Origin of the sequence: uncultured Treponema sp. (genome assembly GCF_934725225.1) — a bacterium.
In the GTDB taxonomy this organism is placed as follows: Bacteria; Spirochaetota; Spirochaetia; order Treponematales; family Treponemataceae; genus Treponema_D.
Genome location: NZ_CAKVAM010000002.1, coordinates 16,543 through 42,715 on the forward strand (window position 1 = coordinate 16,543; position 26,173 = coordinate 42,715).

23 protein-coding genes are annotated in these 26,173 nt (G+C 39.5%); 14 read left to right on the plus strand and 9 right to left on the minus strand.

The features are described 5' to 3' along the window. The first annotated feature begins 82 nt into the window (after positions 1–82). The gene (locus Q0H92_RS02955) at positions 83–457 is read left to right on the plus strand and encodes a metalloregulator ArsR/SmtB family transcription factor (protein WP_296011740.1); all 375 of its coding nucleotides are present in this window, start codon (positions 83–85) and stop codon (positions 455–457) included. 3 nt (positions 458–460) lie between these two features. On the opposite strand, the gene deoC is transcribed toward Q0H92_RS02955, so the two are convergent. Genes deoC through Q0H92_RS02975 form a run of 4 tightly spaced genes read right to left on the minus strand, consistent with a single transcriptional unit; the run spans position 461 to position 5,849 of the window. Next, positions 461–1,171, minus strand: a complete 711-nt coding sequence (deoC, locus tag Q0H92_RS02960; RefSeq protein WP_296011744.1) for a deoxyribose-phosphate aldolase — start codon at positions 1,169–1,171, stop codon at positions 461–463. Next, positions 1,168–2,103 (minus strand): MBL fold metallo-hydrolase, encoded by a 936-nt coding sequence (locus Q0H92_RS02965; protein ID WP_296011747.1) that lies wholly within the window; start codon positions 2,101–2,103, stop codon positions 1,168–1,170. Before Q0H92_RS02965 ends, deoC begins: the two co-directional genes overlap by 4 nt. 23 nt (positions 2,104–2,126) lie before the next feature. Further along, positions 2,127–4,871, minus strand: coding sequence for a transcription elongation factor GreA (gene greA / locus Q0H92_RS02970; RefSeq protein WP_296011750.1), 2,745 nt, complete (start codon positions 4,869–4,871; stop codon positions 2,127–2,129). 39 nt (positions 4,872–4,910) lie between these two features. After that, entirely contained in the window at positions 4,911–5,849 is a 939-nt protein-coding gene (locus Q0H92_RS02975; RefSeq protein WP_296011753.1) for a hypothetical protein, read from the minus strand. Between the two features lie 203 nt (positions 5,850–6,052). On the opposite strand from Q0H92_RS02975, the gene rpe reads away from it, so the two are divergent. The 7 genes from rpe (at position 6,053) to Q0H92_RS03010 (ending at position 13,296) form a co-directional block, all read left to right on the plus strand. Further along, positions 6,053–6,688, plus strand: a complete 636-nt coding sequence (gene rpe / locus Q0H92_RS02980) for a ribulose-phosphate 3-epimerase (RefSeq protein WP_296011756.1) — start codon at positions 6,053–6,055, stop codon at positions 6,686–6,688. Continuing rightward, positions 6,679–7,578 (plus strand): tetratricopeptide repeat protein, encoded by a 900-nt coding sequence (locus Q0H92_RS02985; protein ID WP_296011759.1) that lies wholly within the window; start codon positions 6,679–6,681, stop codon positions 7,576–7,578. Before rpe ends, Q0H92_RS02985 begins: the two co-directional genes overlap by 10 nt. Next, a complete protein-coding gene (locus Q0H92_RS02990; protein WP_296011762.1) occupies positions 7,578–8,795 on the plus strand; it encodes a hypothetical protein in 1,218 nt (405 codons plus the stop codon). The genes Q0H92_RS02985 and Q0H92_RS02990 overlap by 1 nt, the downstream gene beginning before the upstream one ends. Then, the gene (locus Q0H92_RS02995; protein WP_296011764.1) at positions 8,796–9,920 is read left to right on the plus strand and encodes a hypothetical protein; all 1,125 of its coding nucleotides are present in this window, start codon (positions 8,796–8,798) and stop codon (positions 9,918–9,920) included. A gap of 81 nt (positions 9,921–10,001) precedes the next feature. Further along, entirely contained in the window at positions 10,002–10,610 is a 609-nt protein-coding gene (locus Q0H92_RS03000) for a phosphoribosyltransferase family protein (RefSeq protein WP_295796901.1), read from the plus strand. 5 nt (positions 10,611–10,615) lie between these two features. Continuing rightward, positions 10,616–12,691, plus strand: a complete 2,076-nt coding sequence (locus tag Q0H92_RS03005) for a chitobiase/beta-hexosaminidase C-terminal domain-containing protein (protein ID WP_296011769.1) — start codon at positions 10,616–10,618, stop codon at positions 12,689–12,691. Positions 12,692–12,696: 5 nt separating this feature from the next. After that, positions 12,697–13,296, plus strand: a complete 600-nt coding sequence (locus Q0H92_RS03010; RefSeq protein WP_296011772.1) for a ribonuclease HII — start codon at positions 12,697–12,699, stop codon at positions 13,294–13,296. Here the strand turns inward: Q0H92_RS03010 and Q0H92_RS03015 are convergent. The 5 genes from Q0H92_RS03015 to Q0H92_RS03035 form a co-directional block, all read right to left on the minus strand. Next, positions 13,293–13,733 (minus strand): DUF3276 family protein, encoded by a 441-nt coding sequence (locus Q0H92_RS03015; RefSeq protein WP_273354283.1) that lies wholly within the window; start codon positions 13,731–13,733, stop codon positions 13,293–13,295. The genes Q0H92_RS03010 and Q0H92_RS03015 overlap by 4 nt on opposite strands. 106 nt (positions 13,734–13,839) lie before the next feature. Further along, positions 13,840–15,015 carry a cysteine desulfurase family protein gene (locus Q0H92_RS03020; RefSeq protein ID WP_296011781.1) on the minus strand — a complete coding sequence of 392 codons (1,176 nt, stop codon included), beginning with the start codon at positions 15,013–15,015 and terminating at the stop codon, positions 13,840–13,842. Beyond that, positions 15,012–16,160 (minus strand): 3-dehydroquinate synthase family protein, encoded by a 1,149-nt coding sequence (locus Q0H92_RS03025; protein ID WP_296011784.1) that lies wholly within the window; start codon positions 16,158–16,160, stop codon positions 15,012–15,014. Before Q0H92_RS03025 ends, Q0H92_RS03020 begins: the two co-directional genes overlap by 4 nt. A gap of 127 nt (positions 16,161–16,287) precedes the next feature. Further along, a complete protein-coding gene (locus Q0H92_RS03030; protein ID WP_296011787.1) occupies positions 16,288–17,076 on the minus strand; it encodes an META domain-containing protein in 789 nt (262 codons plus the stop codon). Positions 17,077–17,078: 2 nt separating this feature from the next. After that, entirely contained in the window at positions 17,079–19,181 is a 2,103-nt protein-coding gene (locus tag Q0H92_RS03035; RefSeq protein WP_296011790.1) for a methyl-accepting chemotaxis protein, read from the minus strand. 179 nt (positions 19,182–19,360) lie between these two features. Between Q0H92_RS03035 and Q0H92_RS03040 the strand changes: the two genes are divergently transcribed. The 6 genes from Q0H92_RS03040 (at position 19,361) to aroF (ending at position 26,133) form a co-directional block, all read left to right on the plus strand. Beyond that, on the plus strand, positions 19,361–19,891 hold the full coding sequence (locus tag Q0H92_RS03040; RefSeq protein WP_296011793.1) for a hypothetical protein: 531 nt from the start codon (positions 19,361–19,363) through the stop codon (positions 19,889–19,891). Between the two features lie 90 nt (positions 19,892–19,981). Next, the gene (locus Q0H92_RS03045) at positions 19,982–21,187 is read left to right on the plus strand and encodes an ABC transporter ATP-binding protein (protein WP_288566939.1); all 1,206 of its coding nucleotides are present in this window, start codon (positions 19,982–19,984) and stop codon (positions 21,185–21,187) included. Between the two features lie 149 nt (positions 21,188–21,336). After that, a complete protein-coding gene (locus Q0H92_RS03050) occupies positions 21,337–23,280 on the plus strand; it encodes an RNB domain-containing ribonuclease (RefSeq protein ID WP_296011796.1) in 1,944 nt (647 codons plus the stop codon). Between the two features lie 34 nt (positions 23,281–23,314). After that, positions 23,315–24,601, plus strand: a complete 1,287-nt coding sequence (locus Q0H92_RS03055) for an O-acetylhomoserine aminocarboxypropyltransferase/cysteine synthase (protein ID WP_296011798.1) — start codon at positions 23,315–23,317, stop codon at positions 24,599–24,601. Position 24,602: 1 nt separating this feature from the next. Beyond that, entirely contained in the window at positions 24,603–24,830 is a 228-nt protein-coding gene (locus tag Q0H92_RS03060; RefSeq protein WP_296011803.1) for a tautomerase family protein, read from the plus strand. Positions 24,831–25,098: 268 nt separating this feature from the next. Next, a complete protein-coding gene (gene aroF, locus Q0H92_RS03065) occupies positions 25,099–26,133 on the plus strand; it encodes a 3-deoxy-7-phosphoheptulonate synthase (RefSeq protein WP_296011806.1) in 1,035 nt (344 codons plus the stop codon). Positions 26,134–26,173: the final 40 nt, after the last annotated feature.

Here is a 26,173-nt window from a genome sequence, read left to right on the forward strand (position 1 = left end):
TTTTGTAAAAAAAATGTCAAAAAGTTTAATTACTTAAACTTATTGACATTTTATGAATTTAAACTATATTATTTAATAATACTTGAAAAAATGCGAGGTTCTGCAGATGGGAATAAGCAAGTCCGAATTAAAAAAAATACATGAAATGCTCAATAAATGCGGACCTCTTTTTATAGCTCTTGGAGATGAAGTTCGCCAAAAGCTTATTCTTGACATAGCTGATGCCGGCGAAGAAGGAATAAGCGTAATGGATTTAACTTCAAAGTCAAATCTTTCGCGCCCTGCGATTTCGCATCATTTAAAAATTTTAAAGGATTCTGGATTTGTAAAAACAATAAAACGCGGCACTTGGGTTTTCTACAAAATTTCCATTTCAGAAAATTTTGCAGAAATTGACAAGCTTGTAAATGAAAGCCTCAGAATAATAGAAAAAGTAAGAAAAGAGCAGGCTGAATGATTTTTAGTTCAGACCGTCCACAATTTGAATTCCTGAGCTTGCTCCGATTCTGTTTGCTCCAGCCGAAATAAAATCCAACGCTTCCTGCGTAGAATGAATTCCGCCGCTTGCTTTTACGCCCATTTCATTTCCTACAGTTTTTCTCATCAGCTCAACAGCATGGATTGTTGCTCCGTTCGGCTTTTTCATTGAAAATCCTGTGGAGGTTTTTACAAAATCAAATCCTGCGTTTTTTGCGCAAATGCAAGACTGAATTATTTCATCGTCATCCAAAAGCGTTGTTTCTAAAATCAGCTTTGTTAAAACTTTTCCTTTGCGCGGAAGTCCGTCTTTTTCTGCAAACATCGAAGCTTCTTGAACGCTCTTTGTTAAAAATGAAAGTTGCTGTGTAAGCTCGTTCCATTTTTTGCTTTTTACAAGATTCAAATCGATTACAAAGTCAAGCTCGTCTGCGCCGTTTGTAATTGCAATGTCTGCCTGCGACATTTTTGATTCTGTTCCTCCGGCTCCAAGTGGAAAATCTATTACAGTGCAAACTTTTGTTTGCGAGCCTGAAAGAATTTTTGCCGCAGTTGAAACAAAAACTGGATTTATGCAGACGCTTGCAAATCCGTATTCTTTTGCTTGCTGGCAGAATTTTTCAACTTGTTCTTCTGTGGCTTCCGGCGAAAGAAGAGTCTGGTCTATAAATTTTGCAAGTTCCTGTTTTGTCATTTCAAAGTCCTCCAAATAAGTTTGTTGTCTATGATTTCGCAGGCGATTTGTCCTTCGTGCTCAAGGCAAGAAAGATATGAACGCAACGTTGTACCGATTAAATAAAACGGAACAACTTTCATTTTTATTGATGAATAGTCGGCGATTGCTTTTAAAAGTTCTTCCGTTGTTTTGAATCCTTCTTTTATTTTTTTTAAAATTAGAGATTCAAATTCGTAAGTAACCATTATGTTTATTTCTGCAAACGCGTTTATTGTTGCGAATGTGCATTTTGAGCCGTGGCCTGGAATATAAAAATCAGATTTTATCGATGCGATTTTTCTTACTGATTTTCTGAAATCTTTTTGGTTGCATAAAAACGGAATCCAAGTTTTTTTTAAAAGTTCAATTCCGAAGAAACTGTCGCCAAGAAAAAAACTTCTTATTCCGTCTGACTTGTCCTGAACTAAAATTCCAATCTGGTCAAAAAAATGTCCCGGAAGAAAATAAAATGAAATAAAAACATCGTCAAGCTCGATTTTTTCTTCCGTTAAAATTCTGTCTGTGAAAATTGGTTCTGGCGGCGTGAACTGCGGAATATCAAATTCTTTTAGCGAAACTCCGCCGCAGTAAATTGCTCCGATTATCGCGGGAACTTCCATTATTCTCGCGGATTCAGCCGAAGCCCAGATTTGAATTCCTAAATTTTTTTTCAGATATAAAGAGCCGCCGCAATGGTCAGCGTGTGAATGTGTCTGGATTACAGCTTTGATTTTTTTTTCAGGAAAGAGAGATGAAAGTGTTTCAGCAATGAGTTTTCCGTCTTCTTCTGACTGCCCTGAGTCAATAAGAAAAATTTCGTCATTGCTGAAAACAACTCCAATATTTGTGGAGTGGCAGAACATTCCAACGTTAGCTGAAAGTTTTACAAATGATTTTTCATTTATAGCCATTGTTTTGCCAGCTCCAATTTTTGTTAAACTTCAGCGGCCTCAATAGATTTTACAGTGTAATCATATTTGTGGTCGTTGATTGTAAACGCTCTTTGCTCTCCGTTTTTCATATCAAGAAGATTGTTTCCGAGCGGTGAAAGATAAGAAATTATTCCTTCATCAACATTTGATTCCCACGGACCAAGAATTGTATAAACAACTTCATTGTTTTCAATGTTGTTATGCAATGTAACTTTTGTTCCGAATGAAACAATCGATGTTGTGGCTGTTGTAGGATCGAATACAACTGCGCGCGAAAGTTCTTCCTTGAGTTTTGAAAGCTGAACGTTGAGACGGTGCTGAGCTTCTTTTGCCGCGATGTATTCAGCATTTTCCTTAAGGTCGCCTTTTTCTTTTGCTTCGCCGATTTCAGCAGCAACTTTTGGAAGCTGAACTTTTTCAATGTCTTCAGCAAGCGAGCGTTTGACTTCGAGCATTTTTGCAGTAACCAAAAGTCCTTTTGGAGCTTCCTGCTTGATTTCTGCTTCCTGGAATTTGAAGTCTGGATATTTTTTCAAGATTCCGTTTCTTAAAGCGGCTTTGTATTGCAGCTCAAGGTCGGAAAGGTCGCTGACCATTGTGTACATTCTTGTAATAACATCAGTTGAATTTGCAAGCATGTACTCAAGCATCGGATTCTTGTCTTCATTCAGTTTGTTTCCAAAGAGAAGGGCAGTGGCTTCTTTTATTGTCTTTGTGTTTTCAACTGTGTTTACGTGATTGTTTTTTTCACGGTTGCAGACTGAAATTATGTTGACCAAAGTTACAAGCTGCTTTTCCTCTGAAATTTTCGCTTCAACGAACCATTCTTCTGTTTTGCATTTAGAAATAAAATAGTTTACAGCATTTCTGTTGCTTCTGTAGTCGTTGAAAATATCCTGAACAAGGCGGACAGCTTTTTCTTTTTTTCCAGCTGAAATAATTTCCGCGATAAGATTTTTATCAAGCACAGTCGGGAACAGGAATGTGTACTGAGAATCCCAGTCCGGAAGCATTTTGATATTCGCAAGGAACATTTTCTTGAGATGAGTATTTTTTGTGTCCTTGAGTTTTGTGTACATTTCGCGCGGATTTTCAATTTCTGAATAAAGCTCGGCGAATGTGAACTTTGCAGGATTTTCAAGCGCAGAAATTCTTTTTACGATTTCCTGAACAACAAGATAAGACGCCACAATATGCTCGTCTACCGAAGTGAATGCTTTGAGATAGTTTGCAAAGTAGCTGAACATTTCAGAGAACTGGTCGTCAGAAGGATCTTCAATTGCTTCAAGATAACGAGCCATTATATCGATTCTCGGGAAGAATTCCTTGTTTGCCTTGAATTCATTTGCAAGACGCTCTGACTTGCTGAGTTCCCTGTCGCGAACTGTGTAGAAATTCGCATCGTTTGGATTTACGCAGAACGGAGCTTCCGCAAGAATTTTCTGAGCCTTTGCGTGCCAGCTTGTCCATTCGCTTGAACCTTTTGTTTTTCCGTCTTTATCCTTAACTGCGTCTTTCAAAATTGAAGGAACAAGTTCCGCCTTGATGTGCTTTTCGTCGCAGTTATTATTGTAGCTTTTGATTATTGTTTTTAAAGTCCATGGAATGTCTGACTTTACTTTTTTTACAAGTTCTTCATGCTTTACAGTTTTCTTGTAGACTTTGATGTGGTCTTTTGCAAGAGGCTGAAGCGCGCTGACTGCCATTTTCAAAGACATTGTATGAACGCCGGTTTTCTTTCCGAAGTTGATTGTAAGAATGTCGCCTTCAACTTTTGAAATAATTCCAACGCCCCAAGTTCTGTGGTAAACATAATTTTTTGCGTCGAATGCAATATGCTTTTCAAAGTCATTGATTGCTTCAAAAACATTGCGGAACGACTGATTCAAATTTGAAGATTTGATGTAGTCTTCAAGATGCGAATGGTCTGCGTATTTTCCTCGGAAACATTCTGTGATTTCCTTGCGCGCCCAGGAATCCTTGCTGTCGATTTCAAGAATAAGCTTTAGAATGCTGATTGCTGTGTCCCATTTTGCGGTTTCCTTGTAATATGCGTAAAGTTCCTGCATGAGAATTGCTGACTTGTCTTCGCTGATTGTCTTTGCAATTTTGCGCTGAACCAGCATAAAGAAATCAAGTTCTTCTGGAATATAAGAAACAAGAATTGACCATATAGCTTTTGCAGATCCGATGTTTTTTGCGGCGACAAAGCGGAGCAATGCCTTTTTATAGTAATTTATTGCGGCTTCTCTGTTTCCCTGAGAGTCGTAGCGTTCAGCAAGAACACGCGCCATTTCTGCTTCTTCAAAGTCAAGCTTTACAATTTTCTCATAAAGTTCCCAGAGCCTGTCATCATTTGAAGCCTTGTAGTAATCCGCAAGTTTTCTTAGGGCAAGCTTGTTCTGCGGATCGTCTTCAAGAATAGAATTGCAAAGATATTCAACGAGAGATTCCTTGTGGTTCTTTTCAAAAATATCAAAAAGCGCGTAAAGGGAGCTTGTGTCTACGGAACCTGTGCGCATTGCAATCATGCCTGAAAGATAAAGGGCTACAATGCTGTCTTTTGTGTGCGCAAGCTGCTCATCGCAGATGTCCTTGATGGCGTACTCACAGTTCTGGTTTCTACATTCGTCAAGGACTTTTTCAAGTTCTTCGATGTTGTTCTTGGTGAAGTTTGTAATTCCCGCTCGTGTCCATGTTTCTGCCTTCAGCATTTCGCGGACAGAATTTTCAAGTTCTTCAGACATAATGTTTGCTCCTAGTTTTTTATAAACTTCTCTGCTTTTTCAGAGGTTTCCAAATCTGTATAAATTATGAATCTCAGGATCAAGAATTTTCATCTTGAGCATGACTTCCGAAATACTGCTTGACTTTTCTTTTGACGAAATATAGTAATCTATAAGCCAAAAATAAAGGTTCAAGAGCCTTGGTTTTATAACTTCCTTGTTGCTTCCGGGATCTTTCATTTCGCTTTCCCTTGCAAAAATTTCCTGCCGCAGATGAATTACTTCCTGCGCTCTTAAAAGCCTTTTTACGGTAAAAACCTCAAGTATAACTCCGTAAACTGCAACCCATTCCTGTAACGCTTCGCCTGTATAGCCAATTTCTTCGACTTTATTTATAAGAGCCTTTATCATTGGCGAGTCTAGGAAAAAAAAGTCTATTTTTTTCGCATCTATGTAGAAAGCTTCCCTAAAAAGCATTTTTGCATTTTTTGTTTCCCCGCAAAGCGCATAGCAGTCGGCAACTTCCGCAACAATGGCTGCCTGCCCGGAAAGAGTTCCGTTTGCTTCCTTTAAAAAGTTAAGGGCGACTTCATAAGAACCCAGTTTTTTGTAGCAAAGCCCGGTTTTTCTTAAAATTTCAGACTTGAGCCTGCTGTCTTTTTCGTCCGCCGCCTTGCTGTAGCATTCCAGTGCGAGCGAAAAAATTCCCTTTTTAAAAGAATAAATTGTTCTTTCGTACTTTTCGCTTTTTTTCCCGGTTATAAAGACAAACTGCTTCCATTGATTCAAAAGAGTTTCGCCCTGTTCAAAACTGGAAAGGCTGGGAATTGAATTCAGCGTGTCAATCCAGAATCCGCAGCATTTTATTGCAAAAACAATGCTTTCGTCGTCCAGATCGATGGTCAGCGCGTCTTTGAGCAGTTCCGAAGCTTCTGAAATATTGCAAATTTCAATGAGTTTGAATGCATTGCAGAGCGCGTTTTCCGACTGAATACCCATAAGATTCAATTATATATATTTGAAAGATTTAGTCAATGTGATTTTCTGCAAAAGGGGGTATTATTTATAATGGTTTTTTAATATGTTTGTCAATAGTTTTGTGCCTCATAGTTTAAAAGTTTTAGATTTTTTTTGTTTTGCCTGAATTTTTGTTCTTGAAAATTTCAATTGATAAATAATTGGAATTTATTTATCATGGCTTTATGAAAAAAAACAGCCGATTTCTTTCACCGTCGCTCCTTTCCGCGGATTTTTCAGATTTGAATTCTGCATTTAAATTTATAGAAGAAAAGGGCAGTTCCTTTGTTCACGTTGATGTGATGGACGGACATTTTGTGCCGCAGGTTTCTTATGGTCAGCCTGTAATCAGTTCAATCCGAAAATGCACAAAGCTTCCGTTTGACGTTCATCTTATGATTGAGCGCCCGGAAAATTCAATTGTTTCCTATATAGAGGCTGGCGCGGACATTGTTACATTTCATATAGAAGCAACTTGCCATGCGGATCGATGTGTTCAGCTTATTCATAACGCCGGAAAAAAAGCTGGAATCGCATTGTGTCCGGCAACTCCCTTGAGCGCGGTTGAAGAGCTTTTGCCTTTTGTTGACCTTGTGCTTGTTATGTCTGTGAATCCGGGGTGGGGCGGACAAAAACTTATTCCATATACTATTGAAAAAATCAGAAAACTTGCCGATATACAGAGAGAGAAAAACTTTAAATATCTTATTTCTGTAGATGGCGGCATAAATCAAGAAACCTTGGAGGATGTCCTTGAAGCGGGAACAGATATTGTTGTTTCCGGCTCGTCATTTTTCAGGGGGAATTTAGAATGGAAATAAAAAAACGCTTTGTGCTGGCTTTTCTTGTTTTGACTTTTGCGCTTCCGTTTGCATTTAGCCAGAAAACTTCATCAGGTGAAAGCGCGGCGGATTCTTTTGTTCAAGGACTTATTTGCTATAAAGACAAAGCTTGGACTGACGCTTCTGTATTTTTGAGGCAGGCTGCGGATTCAGAGGAATATTCAACGGATTCAACTTGGTTTATGGTCATTATGAGCCTTGTTTATTCTGAAGATTTTTCATCTGCTGTGAATGCCTGCGATTATTTTATTTCCGCTTTTCCAGAAAGCTCTTTGCTTCCTGCAGTTGAATATCAGCGTGGAAGAGCGTTGCATAGCATCGGACAGAATGACAGCGCGGTAATGGCACTTGGAAGTTTCTGCAATGAATATCCAGAAAGCAAAATGTATTCTTCTGCATTGTACTGGATTGCCGAGTGTTTTTATGAAGACTACGATTACGAAACAGCCCGCTCTTTGTATGAAAGAATTGTTTCAGAATATCCAGACAGCGCAAAATGCGGTGATGCGGAATTCAAGCTTTACCTTATAACACAGCGCGACCGTGAACAGAAGCTTCTGTATCTTTTGAAAATGACTGGCGAAGAATATCTTAGCAGCAAGGAAAACTATGAGCGCGAACTTAGAACTATGCAGTCGGAAGATATTGCCGAGCTGAAAAAACAGCTTAGAATTGCAAACAGCAGAATCAGGGAACTTGAAGAAAATGCTTCAGCAAGTTTGCCTTCTGCTTCAAATGTCCGCGCGGAAAATTCAAATGAAGGAATTCCAGTTTCTTCCGGCGGAATTGAAGATGAGGAAATGTATTCTCTAAAAGAAAAAGCCGCTTTGATTCAAAAACTTCTTGATGAAAAATATGGGGGAAAGTAATGAAAAAAATTTTATTTGCTTTTGCTTTTTTTGCCGCTTCTGTTTTTACTTTGAATGCTCAGAATGAAGATCTTTCTTTTGTAATGCAAAAAGATTCTTTGGACAAAAAAGAAATTCCTTCATATTCGGTAGAAAAAAATATTGTAATTGACAAGGACGAAATTCGGCTTTCGCTTGACAGCACGACTGGAGCTTTTTCTCTTTACGCGCTTCCTGAAAAAGGCCGTGAAATTGCGCTTCTTTCAAGCTACGATTCAGGCTCGGCATCTTTTTTTGCTCTTAAAGCTGGAAGAAAAGAATACAAGCTTGCCCGCGGAACTGGAATAAAAACAGAATGCCGCAGAACTCCTTTGGGCGCGCAGATGGCTTATTTGATTCCGAATGTTGCCCAAGTTGTTGTTGACTTTAGTTTCCTTCCGTCGATTCCGAATTCCACAAGAACCGACATGCTGCGTGTTACCGTTTACACAATCAACCTTGGAAAAAATATTCAGTCGTTTGCTCTGAAAGGCGTGTTTGACACTGTGCTTGGCGAAAATACTTCAGCGCATTTTTCTACAGCGGCTAGAAGCAAAGTCAATTCTGAAACTTTGTTTACAGATATGTCTGACGATTTGTGGATTCGCTCTAGCAATGCAAAAGCGGCGGTTCAGTTTCTTCTTGAAGGAGCCGGAATAAGCAAGCCTTGCAATGTTGTTCTTGCGAATAAAGAGAATCTTGTAAATTCTTCCGGCTGGCTTCCTTCTGTTCAGCATGGAAAAAGCTTTACTTCTGTTTTGTCGTACAATAATTCTGCGCTTTGCATAAACTGGGACACTGCGTATCTTGATCCGCTGAAAACTTCTGCTGTGGGATTTTTTATTTCAGTTGCAACAGACGGAGAACTTCCGGCCGGAAAAAAATTCCTTTCAGATTTAGCGAATGGAAAAACAATGCTTGGAATTTATTCAAAAGTTGAAGTTCCGACAACAGACGTTGCTCCAGCTCCAACTCCACTTACTCCTCAGGAAGCCGGACTTTCAGAAAAAGAAATTCACGACTATACAAAAAATGGAACGCCTTTTGTTGAAGTTACAGAAGAGCAGCTTGATCCTGAATATATTCAGAATTTGCTTGACCACATAGCTTCTCTTTCAAATGATGTTGACAAGGAAGAACTTGCCCGGCTTAATTTAGAGCTAGATTCAATTCTTGCAAAACTTGGAGTTGAAAGATAAATGGGACGTTCCAATCTGGACACAGCAAAACATCTCATAAAGCGCCGCAAATTTGATCTTGCAATAAATATTCTTGAATCTTACGAGGATGTTTATGAAGGTGATTTTGAATATTACCTAGCGTTGGGAATTGCTTATTTGTATGCTGATGTTCCAGGAAAAGCTTCTCAGAATTTTAGAAGCGCGCGTGAAATCAAAATAAAAAACACACAGCTTCTTTTGGGACAGGCGGTTATTTTTCTTAGGCACGGAGAAACCGATAGGGCGCTTGAGTATTATCTTGAAGTTCTTGATATTGATCCAAGAAATTCGATTGCGCGCTCAGCAATGGAATTTATCAGGCTTTACGGGGACTATACGACAATCTGCAAATGGGTTGATTCCGGCGACATAAAAAAATTCTATCCGCCGCTTGGAATGAATCCGGACATTATAAGAAACTGCGTTCTTGCGGGGCTTTTGGCAGGAATTGTTTGTTCTGTGCTTGTGGTTTATGAGCCTTGGAAAAAGTTTAACAAGCCGCTCACTGAATTTGATTCAAAGTTTTCGCTTTCTACGGAAGAAATAAAAAATCCGCTTCAGATAAATATTTCTGAAAAAGATTTTACTGTTAAGCTTGAAAAAAATCAGGTTGCGTCTGTTTTTAATTCTGCAAAAAAATATTTTGGTGAAGGCAGGGACAATGCCGCGCAGGTTGAACTTAATAAAATTCTAAACAGCAATGCGGCTTCTTCAATCAAGCAAAAATCTTTGGAGATGTCGGAGCTTTTAAAAGAGCCTTCATTTAGTTCTCTAAAGGACAATTATTCTTATCTTGAAGTAAAGGAAAATCCGCTGCTTTATCAGAACTGCTATGTGATTTGGGACGGCACTGCTGTAAATGAATATCAAAAAAGCGACGGTTCCTGGGGCTGTATGCTTTTAGTGAATTATATTCCGGCTGAAGAAAAACGCTCTTCAATTGGAACTGTAAAAGTTGTTTTTGAAAAAGCTCCAACGCCGCCAGTTGATATGGAAAAGCCAGTTCGCTTTCTTGCTAAAATAAAAATTGAAAATGGAGAACTGTATCTTTTGGGCTGCGGAATTTATCAGCAGTTAAAAGGCAGGACGCTTGGAGAGTCTTAAAGTTCAGCTGAAAAAAAATTAGTTTGCGTTGCAGACTTTTATTCATCCGTTGTTTCGGATAATTTTTGTTAAGGAATTTATATGAAAGAATTTTTACCCTATGACAGTGTTAGAATCGATGCGTTGAAACTTGCTCATAAGATTTATCAGCAGGATAAATTTGTTCCTGATGTAATTTATACTTCTTTGCGTGGCGGCGCGTACATGGCGAACGTAATCAGTGAGTATTACAAAGTCGCTTTGAAAAATCACAAGCCTGTTTTGTATGCCGCTGTTGTTGCAAGAAGCTACACTGATGTTTCCCAGCATTCCGCAGTTAGAATTGACGGCTGGACTTATTCCCCGGATTATCTTCGTGCCGGAGATAAAATCATGCTCGTTGATGATATTTTTGATTCAGGAAGAACTTTGAATTATTTGGTTGGAATTCTTTTGGAAAGAGGAGTTCCGCGTGAAAATATAAAGATTGTTGTGCATGATTATAAAGTGTACAAATGGAAGGAGCAGCTTCCGATTCAGCCTGACTATTGGTGCAGGAAATTTGAAATTTCAAATCCAGAAGAAAACACTTGGATAAACTACAATAGCCACGAACTTGTTGGGCTTACACATGAAGAGCTTGAGGAAAATTTTTATAAGCCTTACCCTGATTTGCGTGAAGTTTTAGAACCGATTTTTAAGGATGAATAAATTCCATGAATGAAATGCGATTGTCTGTAAAAAAATTTATAAGTATTCTTTTGCTTTTTACTTTTAGCAAGCTCTTTGCTTTTGAAGAAAAAAATATCTTGAGCCCGATTTCTGGAACTTGGAAAAATAAGCAGGCTCTTGTTTTAAATTTGGAAAAAGGCACTGACGTTTATTATTCTTTTACAGGTAGCGATCCTTATGTTTCTGGATTTTCTTATGATTCTCCTGTTCTCATTGACCAGACTGGAGATATAACTTTGAAAATTGCATCGATTGCTCAAAACGGCGAAAGAAAAGATTTTACAATTGAATACAATGTCGAAGAAAATTCAGGAGTTGAATACAGCATTCAGTCAAAAGAATTTATAAATTCAATAAATCAAAATCCTACCGTTCCTTACATTTCCGGAACTGATTTTTTTATTCCCTCTGAATTTTTGTATTCTCTTGAAAATTCCAAATCTCCATATTTAAAGTCAAAGCTTTTTCTTTCAAGCAAAAATTCTGTAGAGCGTTTTGTTCCTTGTTTTGCTGTTGATTTTACAGGAAACAATTTTTTTCATTTTGTAATTCAAGTTCTTCCTGCTGAAAAAACTGCTGATTCAAAAGCTGACAATGTTCCGTTTGAAATTTCAGAGTGGAATAATTTTTCTTTTAAAGATAAAAATTTCATTTACAGAATTGATGATGAAAACTGGAAGTCTCCATCGGAGCCAAGTTTTATTGACAGAAATATTGCTCATAAAATTTCTTGGCAGCCAGTTGAATTTTATCCCGGAAATAAAATTTTTGAATACGAGCTTCCGGCAAAACCTTTGGTTCTTTCTAAAAAAGACAAAAATGGTGTTGTTGAATTTTTTATAGATGGAAATGAAAATTTCACATTTGAAAAAAAATCTTCTTTTGCTTATGCCGATGCGTTTAAAAATGAAGATGTAAAAAGTTCTGCTTGCTTTAAAATTTTTTACAATGGAAATTATCAGGGAACAATTGATGCTGATTTTTCTATAGACAGACTTCCGCCAGAACCTCCGGAAATTTTTTCATCATCTGTAGGAAAACTTACAAGAACAAAATCGTTTTTCAGAATTTCAAGTGAGCCAGGTGCTAAAATTTTTTATGCTTTAAGCAAGCCTTTTGAAATGCCAGACGGATTTGTAGAAAGCGCGCAGGCTGAATTTGAAAAGATAAAACCTAATAATTTTTCTTTGTATAATGGCAATGAAATATTTCTCAAGTCATCAGATAAAAATGCGGTGTTTTATAAAGTGTGTGCATATTCTGTTGATGCGTCTGGAAATAAAAGCGAAGTTTCAGAAAAGAAAATAATCATTGATGAAACAAACTATTATCTTTTTGCAAATTCGCAAAATGAAATTCAAGACGGCTCTTATGATAATCCGTTTAAATCTTTTGAGCAGCTTGTTTCAGTTTTGAAGTCTTCAAATAAAAAAATTAGATTTCATATTTATGGAAATGTTGAAATTCCTAACAGCGAATTTTTAATTTCCAAAGATTGTACTTTTATAGGGCATGATTCCAGTTTAAGTTTTAAGGAAAATTCTGCTGTTAAAATTTTAAATGCAAATGTTGAATTTGAAAATCTGATTATCGAGAAAAAATCTCAATCTGAAAGTTCACCGCTTATTTTTGCAAAAAATTCTTCTGTCGGAATTTCTAACTGTGAGTTTTCCGCAGTGTTCTTGAAAAAAGGCGCTTTGCTTGATTTGGAAAATTCAAAAGCTCAGATTGAAAATTCCGGATTTACAATTCAGGCTGATTCTTACGCTTGCGGAATTTCTTCTGAAAATTCAAATGTTGTTTGCAAAAATTCAAGATTCACATCAGTTGCGGAATCTTGCTTCAATGTGAAAATTTCAGGCGGAACTTGTTCTTTCTCTGATTCGTCATTTTCTTTGATTGGAACTTTTGGACGTGGAATTCAAATTCTCAATTCAAATGCTTCAATTGTTCAAAATGAATTTAACGCAAGGCTTTCTGATTCAACTAAAAAAAGTTCTCCAATTTGGAGCAATGTAAATTCTGTTGCATCAGAAAAAAATATTCAAAAAGGATTTTAAGCTTTATGGATTTTCTTGTTGGAATCGATGAGGCGGGGAGAGGTCCTTTGGCTGGTCCTGTTACGGCTGGCTGCGTTGTCTTGCCTTTTGATTTTCCTGTGGAAATTTTAAACGACAGCAAAAAACTTTCTGAAAAAAAACGTGAAGCTGCATTTGATGTTATAAGAGAAAAATCTTGCTGGGGAATCGGAATTGTCAGCGAAAAAATAATTGACGAGATAAATATTCTTCAGGCTGATTTTAAGGCAATGAAAATTGCTTTTGATATGATGATGATGAAACTTCCTGCCTGGTGCGAAAAAAATAAATTTGATTTTAAGCAATGCAAAAATTTCATGCAAATAATTGTCGATGGAAACATGCTTCCTTTTGCTGATAAAAATCTTGATATAAAAGCAGTTGTAAAAGCTGATTCAAAATTTCCTTGTGTTATGGCGGCAAGCATTCTGGCAAAAGTTCAGCGTGATAAAATTATGATTGATTATGATAAACTCTATCCGGAGTATGGGTATGCAAAGCACAAAGGCTATCCAACTCCTGCGCACAAAGAAATTTGCCGCCGTTTAGGACCGTCTCCCATTCAGCGGCTTTCGTTCAAATATTAGTATTCTGTTTTTTCAGCATCAGGCTGTCTTTTTGAAACAACATGAAGTCTGCCTGAAATTTCCTTGCGTTCTGCTCTTCTTTCTGAAACCAAGCGGCTTTCGCCTTTTCTGCGGTAAACTTTTTTTGCTGGCTTTTCTTCTGACATTCCGCCTGCTGCATATTTTGCTTCTTTTGCGGCTTTTTTCTCTGCACGGAGCTTTGCGCGTTCCTTTTGAATTTTTTCAACAGCTCTCAAAGATTCATCCATTCCGCCCAAAAAACTTTTCATGTCATCTGCAAAAACAACAATGTCGCGTCTTTCGTCTTGTCCGTCCTTTATTTTGCTTTCAACAATCTGAAGAAAAACATCTCCATTGCGGTTTTCTTTTACGTTGAAATAATACGAACGCTTGTCCAAGTTTACCTGATTTGTAAAAAGTTCTCCACGAATTCCCATAATGTCCTTCCCTAAAAATTTAGTTTGCTTTTTTTGCATCAAAAAAGATGCAGGATATGACTTCTCAAACTCTACAGCATTTTAAAATTTATTGCAAGCATCTCCATTACAAAAACTGGCTGCAAATATTTTTCAGTTCTTCAATCAGCTCGTTCATGCTTTCTTCTTCAGTTGAAAATCCAAAGCTGAATCTTACCGCGCTTTCTTTTTCTTTCGGGCTTAACTGCATTGTGTCAAGAACTGGCCGGCCTTTGTGCGAAGATGAACACGCGCTTCCTGTTGAAATAAAAAATCCTTTTTCGCTTAATGCGCGCTCCATGACTTGTCCCGGAATTCCGGGGAATGCGGCTTGCACAACCCAAGGAGAAAAGTTTGCTGCAAATTTTTCATCTTCACGGCAATGCGGAATTATAACGCAGCCTTTTATTTCTTTTAGTTTCTTTATGAAATTTGCTGTAAGAATTTTCTGCTGTTCAAATCTTTTTTCTGCGGAAGAGTTTCTTTCTGAAATAAAATATTTTTCAAGGCAAAGTGAAAATGCTTCTGCGCCAAAAAGATTTTCAGTTCCGCTTCTTACAGTTTTTTCCTGCCCGCCGCCTTTCAAAAACGAATTCAATTCTTTTGCAAGATAAAGAATTCCGATTCCTCTTGGTCCGCCGATTTTGTGCGCGCTGAATGAAGCCGAATCAATTCCGCTTGCTTTTAAATTCAATGGAATTTTTCCTGCGGCCTGAACGCAGTCAACGTGAAAAAATGGTTTTCGTTTTCCTTTTGTTTTTTCTTCAATAATTTTTGCGATTTCGTAAATAGGCTGAATTGCGCCAGTTTCATTGTTTACCGCCATTACTGAAACAAACGCCGTGTCTTCTTGTAGCGCATCCGCAATGCTTTGTGCGCAAACAATTCCGTTTTTATCTGGATTTACATTTATAACTTTCCAGCCGCAGTTTTGCATTGATTTTGACATTTCCCGCAAAGCCGGATGCTCAATGGAACTTAGCACAACGCTTCCTTTTTGAGGTCGGCTCAAGACAGAAAGAAGCGCAAGATGATCTCCTTCTGTTCCGCCGGAAGTGAAAAAAATATTTTCTGCATTTACGCCTAAAGCTTGGGCTGCTCTTTTTCTTGCGTTTTCCAATGCGTCTTTTGCGTCAGTTCCGGCTTTGTGAATGCTCGAAGGATTTCCCCAATGCTCCATAGAATATTTTAAAGCCTTGGTTAAAATTTCTTCATCATTTGGAGCGGTTGCGGCCCAGTCAAAATAATGCTTTGCTGAAATCATTTTAAAACCTCAAGAATCTCGTTGTCCTGAACTTCTGTTATCAATGTGGATTGCGCAGCTTTTTGAAGAATAACTTTTACGCAGCTTCCAGAATTTTTTTTGTCTTTGTGCATTGCGGAAACTAAAGCAAGCGTCGCGTTTGGAATGTCTTTTATAATCTGCGGAATCGGCTCTGTGCAGAATCCGTAGTCAAAAAGAATTGATTTGCATTCCTTTGCAAATTCAGCTGTGCAAAGTTTTTTGTTTAAAGAAAGATTCAGTGCTCTTCCAATTCCCCAGGCAACTGCTTCTCCGTGGCTTATTTTTCCAAGTCCTGCCACAGTTTCAAGCGCGTGTCCAAAAGTGTGTCCGTAATTTAAATATGCGCGGATTCCTTTTTCCTTAAAATCTTCATGCACGGTTTTTGCTTTTGCTTTTGCGCAGATTGCAATTATTTTTTGCAGAACTTCTTCGTTGCGACTCATAACTTTTTCTTTTTGCGTTTTTAAAATTTCTGTCAATTCTGGAGAAAAAAGAAAAGCTGTTTTTACAACTTCGCCAAGCCCTGAAATAAATTCATTCTGCGGAAGGCTTTGTATGAATGAGCTCCAAATATGAATTTTTTTTGCAGGATAAAAAGCTCCAATCATGTTTTTGTAGCTGTCAAAGTCGCAGCCGGTTTTTCCGCCAATCGAAGCGTCAACATCAGAAAGCAAAGTTGTCGGAACAAACTCAACGTCAACTCCACGCTTGAACATTGAAGCTGCAAAGCCTGTCATGTCGCTTAAAACTCCGCCTCCAATTGCAACAAAAAGGCAGTTCCTGTTGAAGTTCGAGTTTAAAGCTGCTCTTACAATTTCAAGGACATTTTCTATTGTCTTGAATTTTTCTCCTGCGCCGAGAATGCAAAGCGTGTCGTTTCCTTTTTTGAAAACAGAAGGAATTTTTATGTTGCTTGCATTTTCATCTGTAAAATGTGAAATAAAATCTGCGCATAAAGGAGCGATGTTTGTGTCAGTAACGAAGAGCCTGTTGCGTTTGTTTTCCGCAGAAAAATAAAGGCTGCATAGGTCATTTTTTCCACTGTAAAAAAGAATGTCAGTTTTATCAAAGCCTGAATTTTCAGGAAAAAAAAGTTCAAAACTATCTATCGGTGAAATATTCATTGCTACAGTTTACTGCATTTTGTAAATGGAAGCAAACCCCATTGAAATTTTGAAAACGATTTTGCAGAAAGTCATTCCCGTGCCATTCATTTGAATTTCACAGGAATGAAATAGAGTTGATTGAAAATTACTTTGTGAATTCCAAAAGAGTTTTTCCGTCTTTTGAGCGGAGCGTAAGTGTGTTTCCAGAGAGCGAATAAGTTGCAGTCTGATCTAGGTTGATATAAAACTGCTGCTCAAGTTCCTGCGCTTCTTTGCTTCCCGAAGCCATCAAAGTTGAAGCTCCAAGCGTGAACGAAAGTTTTTTCGACGCCTCATCAAGAGCGTAATCCATTGTGTAATAGTTTACGCCTGAAAAACCAGAAGCTTTGTTTTCTTCATTAAAGGTGAGTGTAGGAAGTTCTGCTTTTTCTGTGCCTATGCTTTGAACTCCGCCATTTTTTAAAATTGCGGCTAATGTCCAAGTTGCATCTTTTATAGAAGCCTTTGCAAAAACAAGCTCGGAATTTTCTGTTGAATTATAAATGTACAAAAGAATTTTTCCGTCCTGAGTTTTTGTTTTCCAGCTGTCAGCTCCCACTGCGGAATTTAAAAAGAGCCTTTCAAATTCCATGTCCTCTTTGCTTCCCATCATTTTTGTGGAAATAAATCCCGGCTCTGCGATAAGTTTTTTTCCGTTTGCTTTGTAAAGTCCAGAGAAAGAATTTACGCCGGAAAATCCAGAAACTTTAATGTTCAAGTTTTCATCTTGCAAAAGAGAAATTGTGGCGCATGAAAAGTCCACTTGCTTTTCTCCAATTTTGTACTGAACAAGATTCCAGTCGCCTTCAATTTGCTTTGCGTCTTTTGATTTGCAGCCAAAAAAAGCCAGCATTGCAAATGACATGACTGCCGTAAAAAGTTTAATTTTTTTCATTTTTATTTTGCCCCTTTCTCTATTTTATAAATTTCAAGCGAATCTGCAAGTGTCTGAATCTGCTCAACGGATTTGTTCGCGAGGCTTGAAACTTCCTTGAGCTGCGTGTTTATGGCAAGCGCGCTTTCTGAAATTGCGTCTACGCTCGACACAAGTTCCGTCGTGCGCTGCGTAACTTTTTCCATTGCGGAGGCGATGTTCGAAGTGTCCTTTTCCATGTCAGAAAATCCGCCGGAAACCGAAGCTGAGCCGGAAGACAAAGCCTTGAGCTTTTCCGCGACCGAAATATTCAGCGCGCTTTCGTTTTCAATTATGCCAGACATTTCCTTGAAGTCCGAGTCAACCGCGGAAACCTGCTTCACGATGTCCGAGAAAATCTGGCTTGTAACTTCGGAAACTTCCACAACACGCTGAACCGAGTCGATGATTCCGCCGATAACTTTCGCAACGTTTTCCGACTGCGCGTGAGTTTTTTCAGAGAGCTTTCTGATTTCCTGGGCAACAACTGCAAATCCGTCGCCAGCCTTTCCCGCATGAGCCGCCTCAATCGCCGCGTTCATGGCAAGAAGATTCGTCTGGTCTGAAATTGAAGAAATCATCTTGTTTGTCTCAAGAAGTTTTTTTGTGTCGTTTGAAATCTGCTGAACAGTCTCCGAAACCTGCTTGATGTGCAAGTTGCCCTTTTCCGAGGCGGAAGAAAGAAGCCCCATGTTCTCAACCGTGAACTTCCTGATTTTGTCAACCGACTCGACCGAATCCAGAAGCTGCTTTATCTGCTCGCCGGATTCCTCGATGTCTGAAATCTGCGTCCTGATTATGCTTCCGAATCCTTTGAGCCTTTCCGTTGTCTTTTCAATCGTGTCGGACGCGCTATGAATCATTTCCTGCTGCTCCGAAACCGAATTCTTCATTCCGTCAAGCTCAGCGACAATCGCCGCGGACTTTTCTTTTCCCGAGTCGAATTTTTTCTGCTGAAGATTGTTTGTGTCGTGAACGTAGTCCGCCTTTTCCGTAATTCCGTTTATGAGAGAATTTACAGTCGCCGTGATATGCGAGAGACTTCCCGCAAGGCTTCCGATTTCATCTTTTTTCTTGTAGCTGAATTTCTCTGTGAAGTCTCCGTCCGCGATTTTGTTCATGGATTCCCTAAGCTTTAAGAGCGGCTTTAGAATCAGCGAGATGAAAAGCGTGTACAGGCAGGAGACAACGAGCATTCCGATTATGAACATCGCAAGCATTACGACAAGTGAATTTTCCGTGGCGATGCTAGAAGAAACATCCATGCGGCGCACAAGATACCAGTCAAGAATTTTCACGTAGCAAAGTCCGTATTCCGCGTCTCCAAGGCTGAATGTGTAAACTTGTCCGTTCTTGTAGTTTTCAAGTGAGCCTTCTATTTTTTCGTAAAGTCCGCCGAGTTGATTCTTTACCAGTGCCTTCTGGCTTACAAGCGACTTGTCTTCTGCCCCAGTAATTTCACCAAGGCTGTTGAAGAAGAAAAGCTGTCCGTTTCCGCCTCCGCTTACAGTCTTGTAAACAGACTCAAGAAACGAATCCAAAATAATTCCTGTTCCGACTACACCAACTGGCTTTTTGTCCGCAGAAAAAACAGGTGCATTCACCCAGAGGCAAGTCTCATCCACGTCCGGATTGTAGTTTATGTTGAAGTTATATGATTCGGTCTCGTAAAGAGTCATGTTGTACCAGTAGCTTTCTGGCTTTTTGGGATCAAGTGTGTAGGAATATTTGTCTCCAAAGTAGAAAAAATGATCGGTGTCGTTTATCCAAAAATTTATGCCGGAAGAAAAAGCTTTTCCGTAGGCCGCCATCTCGTCAAAGGCAGGCTTTTGCAAGCTCTTGTCGGTCGCATTCCGAAAATAATTTGAAATTACAGGCGAATGCGCCATTTGAAGGGCTAGAGTAATGTCCTTGTTCACCGAAGACTCAAGCATGAGCTGGTCAATGCTAAGTTCCGTTTGAATTCCCTGCGAAATATTCTTTCGTCCGATTTTGTTCTTTGCAATGCCATAAGTAAAAAGTGAAATAAAACAGATTAAAAGGAAAAATACAGACGAAAACAGAAGAGTTTTTTTCATTAAAGACATGGCGGCCTCCAATTTATTATAAATTATACATTAGAATTTTTTTATTTCAACTTAAAAATCTTTTTTTATCAAAAATTTTTCCAAATGAAATTTTTATGCTGAACGATTGCCGGGCTTTGAAAATCTTTTGAATTTGCTCTATATTTTGTATGAAAAAAAACATAAAGCGAGGTTATATTATGGAAGAAAACGAAGAAAATGTGCTTTCAGAAGCGGAACAGTTCAGAAACCGCGTTATTTTAAAGGCGGCGCGCATAGAAAAAGTGGAGCAGCATCCGGGCGGAAGTCTTCTATATATACTCACATTGAACGACGGAGACGAAGAGCCTAGGCAGATTGTAAGCTCCATTGTGCCTTTTTATAAACCTGAAGAGCTTTTGGGAAAAACAATCGTAATTGTTTACAATTTGAAGCCTGCAAATTTCCGCGGAGTCAGAAGCAACGGAATGCTACTTGCGGCGTCTGATCCGAATGTTACAGACCACGAAACTTGCGAAGTTCTTTTTGCGCCTCAGTTTGAGCCGGGAACTATTCTTGAGCCAGAAGGATTTGAAGCTCCAACTGAAAAATATTGCTATGTAAAGCCGGATAAGTTTTTTTCGTTCAAGCTCTATACAAAAGACGGTTTTGTTGAAATCGACGGAAAGAAAATCGGCGCGGACGGAAAGTTTGTTGAATCCAAAGTTTACAAAAACGGCTCTGTCGGCTGAAAAAACTGATTTTCTTTAAAGAATTTGTTTGACTTCTGTAGTTTTTGAATTTATAATTGTTGCATAACATAAACCCTTAGGAGGCCAAAATTGGCAAAGGTAGAATTAAAAGGAATCGGTAAGATTTACGACGGAAATGTTCAGGCTGTAGAAAACGCCAACATTGTTATTGAAGACCGCGACTTCTGTGTATTCGTAGGTCCGTCTGGATGTGGAAAGTCAACAACTCTCCGCATGGTTGCAGGTTTGGAAGAAATTTCTGAAGGCGAGCTTCTTATTGACGGCGAGCTTATGAACGATGTTCCGCCAAAAGACAGAAACATTGCGATGGTTTTCCAGAACTATGCTCTTTATCCTCACATGACAGTATATGACAACATGGCATTCGGACTTAAGATCCGCAAAATGGACAAAGGTGAAATTAAACGCCGTGTTGATGAAGCTGCAAATATTCTTGGTCTTACACAGTACTTGGACCGCAAGCCAAAGGCTCTTTCTGGTGGACAGAGACAGCGTGTTGCAGTAGGACGCGCAATTGTCCGCAATCCTAAAGTATTCTTGTTTGACGAGCCTCTTTCTAACCTTGATGCAAAACTCCGTGTTACAATGCGTGGAGAAATCGCAGGTTTGCACCAGAGACTTAATGCTACAATGATTTATGTTACTCACGACCAGATTGAAGCTATGACAATGGGTACAAAAATTGTTGTTATGAAAGACGGCCACGTACAGCAGATTGGTGAGCCACTCTATTTGTACAATCACCCAATCAATAAATTTGTTGCAGGATTTATTGGAACTCCTCCAATGAACTTCCTTTCTGTTACAATCAAGAAAGAAGGCGACAAGATTGTTGCTGATGAAGGCACCTTCACAGTTGTTCCAACAGCAGAACAGCAGGCTTCTCTTAAAGACTATGTAGGCAAAGAAGTTTACTTCGGTGTACGCCCAGAAGACCTTGTTTATTCAGAAGCACCAGCTGCAGAAAACAATATGCAGATGAAAGTTTCTAACAAAGAGCCTCTTGGCGCAGAAACACATCTCTTCCTTTCTACAAAGACACAGAGCATTGTTGCACGTGTACAGGCTTCTTCTAAGGGAGACTTCAAGATTGGCGAAACTGTAAACTTTAAGCCGGCAATGGAAAGATGCAAGTTCTTTGCTAAGAATCCAGAAGATCAAAGCAAGGAAATCAACATCTGTGAAGCAGACAAAATTTCTGCTCCATGGCTCAAGAACGCTATCACAGGCGAAGTTGGCTATAAAGTAGCAATCGGTTCTGAAATCAGAAAATAATTCACGCTTTTCAAGTTTGCTTAGGCTGACTTGAAAACTTGTAGCCTTGGACACCGCTAGAGCAATTCTGGCGGTGTTTTTTTGTCATTATAGAATCAGCCGCAACAATCTTTATTGTAATTGCTTTTTTTTTATTGTAAACTTTCAGCATGATAAAAGCTAACTCACTTGTTATATATAAAAATACTGCTGCTGTTGTCCTTTCTGTTGCTGAAAATAATAAGTTTTCTATAAAATTCCAGTCTGTTCCCGCCACTGCCACAAAGCCCGCTGTTTATGATACTCAAAACGTCCGCGCAAAGGATATTCTTTTGCTGAATGAAGGTCCGGTTTCTTCCCTTGAATCTGTTTTGAAATTCGCTGCGGAAAAATGTCCTTCAGCTTCTGATATTTACAATCTTGAGCAGGCAAATGAGATTTTTCTTCAGATAAAAGACTGCTATGAACTTTTGTCGGGCGAAGCTTCCGGGGAAATTTATCCTTTTAGTGAATTGGTTTCGCTTTTTAGAGGCGAGGTGAAAGCTGACGAGGCTTGGGGACTTTACTGCGCTTTAAAGAATACAGTTTATTTTAGCCAGGTTTTAAAGGAGCAGCTGGACGGAAAAATTGCGTTTACTGTCCGCCCTCAGCAAGAAATTGATTCCCTTGTAAAAAAAGCCGGTGAAAAAGAAAAAGAAGCCGAACTGCGTGCAGAATTTATTCAGCGATTAAAAACCGGAAAGCTTTTGCCGGAAGATTCTGTTTTTATGGGCGATGTGGAAGCTCTTGCGCTTGGAAAAACAGACAAAAGCCGCACAATGCACGATGCCGGCTTAAAGGAAACTCCAGAGCGTGCGCACAAACTTTTGCTTGATACAGGACTTTGGGACATTACACGCAATCCGTATCCTTTGCGCTGGGGACTTTCCACAAAGTCAGCATCAGATTCACTTGATTCTCCGCCGGAAGAAGAGAGGCTTGAGCTTGACTGTGTTTCTTATGCAATTGACAATGCTTGGTCAACTGACCCGGATGATGCTGTTGCCTTTGACGGAAAATATCTTTGGATTCATATTGCAGATCCAGCGTCTACAGTTCAGCCAGATTCGCCAATTGATAAAAATGCACGCGCAAGAGGGGCAACTCTTTATATTCCAGAGGGTGCTGCAAGAATGCTGTGCGAAAGCTGTCTTGAAGATTATGCGCTTGGACTAAAGGAAAAAAGCCGTGCCTTGTCTTTTAGAATTCTTCTTGATGAAAATGGTGCAATTGAAGATTGTTCTGTTTTTAAGACACTTGTAAAAGTAAAACGTCTTTCTTATGAGCAGGCTGACGAGCTTATGGAAAGTGAAGAATTAAAGCCTCTTTTTTCTATCGCATGGAAAAATGTGGAACGCCGCAAAAAGTCCGGGGCTGTTCAGATTTCAATGCCGGAAGTTCACATTTCAGTTGAGCCTGAAACAAAAAAGGTTTCAATAGAACCTATTATTCATCCTAAAAGCTCAGAAATGATTCGCGAAATGATGCTTTTGGCTGGAGAAGGAGCTGCAAAATTCGCATTCAAGAATCAGATTCCGTTTCCGTTTGTAAGCCAGGAAGCTCCTGTAATTCCAGATGATATTCCGGAAGGGCTTGCAGGTCAGTTCAGGCTTAGAAGATGTATGAGAAAAAGGTCTGTCGGTGTAACTCCTGGAATGCACTGCGCTTTGGGGCTTAATATGTACAGTCAGGTTACAAGTCCTTTGCGCCGCTACGGAGACTTGATTGCGCATATTCAGCTGCGGGCTTTCTTGGATAAAAGGGAGCTTTTGGACAAGGACACAATGCTTATGCGTATTTCAGAAGGAGATGCCGGAGCGCAGGCGGCTCACAAAGCTGAACGCAAAAGCAATATGCACTGGACTCTTGTTTATCTTTTGCAGAATCCCGGCTGGACAGGTGAGGCTGTCTGCGTTGACAAAGGAATGAAGTTTCCGCTGTTTTCAATTCCTTTTCTTGCAATTGAAACTTTTATGCCGTGTCCTGAAAAAACTGAGCTTAATGACGTGGTGAAAATAAAGGTAAAGAAAATTGAACTTACTGAGCAGCAGGTTGAATTCGAAATTATAAATTAAATTTTTCTACACAAAAATATTGAGGTATATATAAATGAAAGATTTTCAGAATGGAATCGAAACGAAATGCATTCATTCGGGATATGAGCCAAAAAACGGCGAGCCTAGAATGATTCCTATTGTTCAAAGCACAACTTTTAAGTATGACACAAGCGAAGCAATGGGAAAACTTTTTGACCTTGAGGCTTCAGGCTATTTTTACAGCAGGCTTCAGAATCCTACAAATGATTATGTGGCTTCGAAAATTGCTGCTCTTGAAGGCGGAACTGCCGCTATGCTCACTTCTTCCGGCCAGGCTGCAAACTTCTTTGCGGTTTTCAATATTGCAAGCGCGGGCGACCATGTCGTTGTTTCTTCTACAATTTACGGCGGAACTTTCAACTTGTTCAATGTTACAATGCGTAAAATGGGAATTGATTTTACTTTTTTAGATCCAGAATGTTCAGACGAGGATCTTAATGCGGCTTTTAAACCGAACACAAAAGCTGTTTTCGGCGAGACAATTGCGAATCCGGCTTTGATTGTTTTTGACATCGAGCGTTTTGCAAAAGCGGCGCACAGCCACGGAGTTCCGCTTATCGTAGACAATACTTTTGCAACTCCAGTGAATTGCCGTCCGTTTGAATGGGGCGCAGACATTGTAACTCATTCCACAACAAAATATATGGACGGACACGATGCGACTATTGGCGGCGCAATTGTTGATTCAGGCAAATTTGACTGGCTTGCAAATGCCCAGAAGTTTCCAGGACTTTGCACTCCAGATGAAAGCTATCACGGCGTGGTTTACGCAAAAAAATTTGGAAAAGAAGGCGCGTTTATTACAAAGGCAACAGTTCAGCTTATGAGAGACTTTGGCTCTGTTCAGTCCCCGATGAATGCTTACTTTTTAAATCTTGGACTTGAATCCTTGCCGCTTCGTGTTGCCCGCCACTGCGAAAATGCCTTGAAAGTTGCAGAATTTCTTCAGTTGCATAAAAATGTTTCTTGGGTGAACTATCCCGGATTAAAAGGAAACAAATATTACGAGCTTGCAAAAAAATATATGCCGAACGGAACTTGCGGAGTTATTTCTTTTGGAGTGAAAGGCGGAAGGCAGGCTGCTGAAAAATTCATGTCGAACCTTAAGCTTGCGATGATTGCAACGCACGTTGCGGACTGCAGGACTTGTGTTCTTCACCCTGCAAGTTCAACTCACAGGCAGATGTCGGACGAAGAGCTGAAGGCGGCGGGCGTTTTGCCGGACATGGTAAGACTTTCTGTCGGCGTTGAAAATGTAAACGATATAATTGCTGATTTAACACAGGCACTGGAGGTTTAAAATGCCGCATATTACAGTTCAAATGTTTCCCGGAAGAAATGACGAAATCAAGAAGAATCTTGCAGAAAAACTTGCAAAAGTAGCGAGCGAGGAGCTTGGCAGGGGAATCGAGCATTTTTCTGTTTCTGTAGAAGACATTCCGCAGGACGAATGGAAAACTCGTGTTTTTGACAAGATTGTAGACCCGGACAACGAAACTGTTTTTGTAAAGCCTGGCTATACAATGTAGCCGGATATAAAAATGTTTTTGTTGACAGTATCAGTTTTGCATGATATATTTTCTACTATGAAAAACACAACCCGTTGGGCAGTAATTATCAATATCTCATCGTTGGCTTACCTTTACTTTAGCTTTTATTGGTTTTCTCGTGCCTTGCGGAAGTTTCGCTAGATAATAGCGAGCATTGTGTTTGCCGTATAACTGGTAAAATAATGGAGCCTTCCGCAGTGGAAGGCTCTTTTTTTTGCCCGGCAGTTTTAATCTTGGAGGTTTTTGTATGATAGTGATTTTAAAGAAAGGCGCATCAGAGCCGGCAATCAATGAATTTGTTGAAGAAGTTAAGCAGAAAGGTCTTGGCGTTCATATTTCAACTGGAGTAGACAAGACTATTATTGGTCTTTTGGGCGACACTTCAAAACTTGTTCCAGAGGATTTTCTTGCAAATGATATAGTTGAAACTGCGGAGCGTGTCAGCGCGCCGTACAAAATGGCAAGCCGTTCATTCCACCCGGAAAACACAGTTGTCTGCATCGGAGCAGGACAGAGCGGCGTTATTGAATGTAAAATTGGAGACGGAAAAACTGTTCCTGTAATCGCAGGTCCTTGCGCAGTTGAAACTGAAGGTCAGATTATGGATGCGGCGTTTGCTGTAAAAAAAGCCGGAGCAAGAATTTTACGTGGCGGTGCATACAAGCCAAGAACTTCACCTTATAGTTTTCAGGGACTTGGAAAAGAAGGTATAAAGCTTCTTGAAAAAGCAAAGAAAGAAACTGGGCTTCCAATCTGTACTGAACTTATGGCAATCAGCGAACTTAAGAATTTTGAAAATGTTGACTTGATTCAGGTTGGAGCAAGAAACTTTCAGAACTTTGATCTTTTGAAGGAACTTGGAAAATTCAACAAGCCTGTTTTGCTCAAGCGCGGTCTTTCTGGAACAATCAACGAGCTTTTGATGAGCGCGGAATATATAATGGCCAACGGAAACGAAAATGTCATTCTTTGCGAACGCGGAATCAGAACTTATGACGGCTACACACGCAACTGCCTTGACGTGAGCGCAGTTCCTTATCTTCATAAAGTTTCCCACTTGCCGGTTGTAATTGACCCAAGCCATGCCTGCGGAATCAGATGGATGGTTGGAACTCTTGCCCAGTCTGCTGTTGCCGCTGGTGCTGACGGACTTGAAATTGAAGTTCACTGTTGCCCTGAAAAAGCCTGGAGCGATGCAAGCCAGCAGCTTCCGCCTAGCCAGTTTGAAGAGCTTATGGTTAAGCTTGGAAAATACGCGGCTGTTGAAGGAAAAACTATGTAAAAAAAATGCCGGATGCTTCGTAAGAAAAATGAAGTTCCGG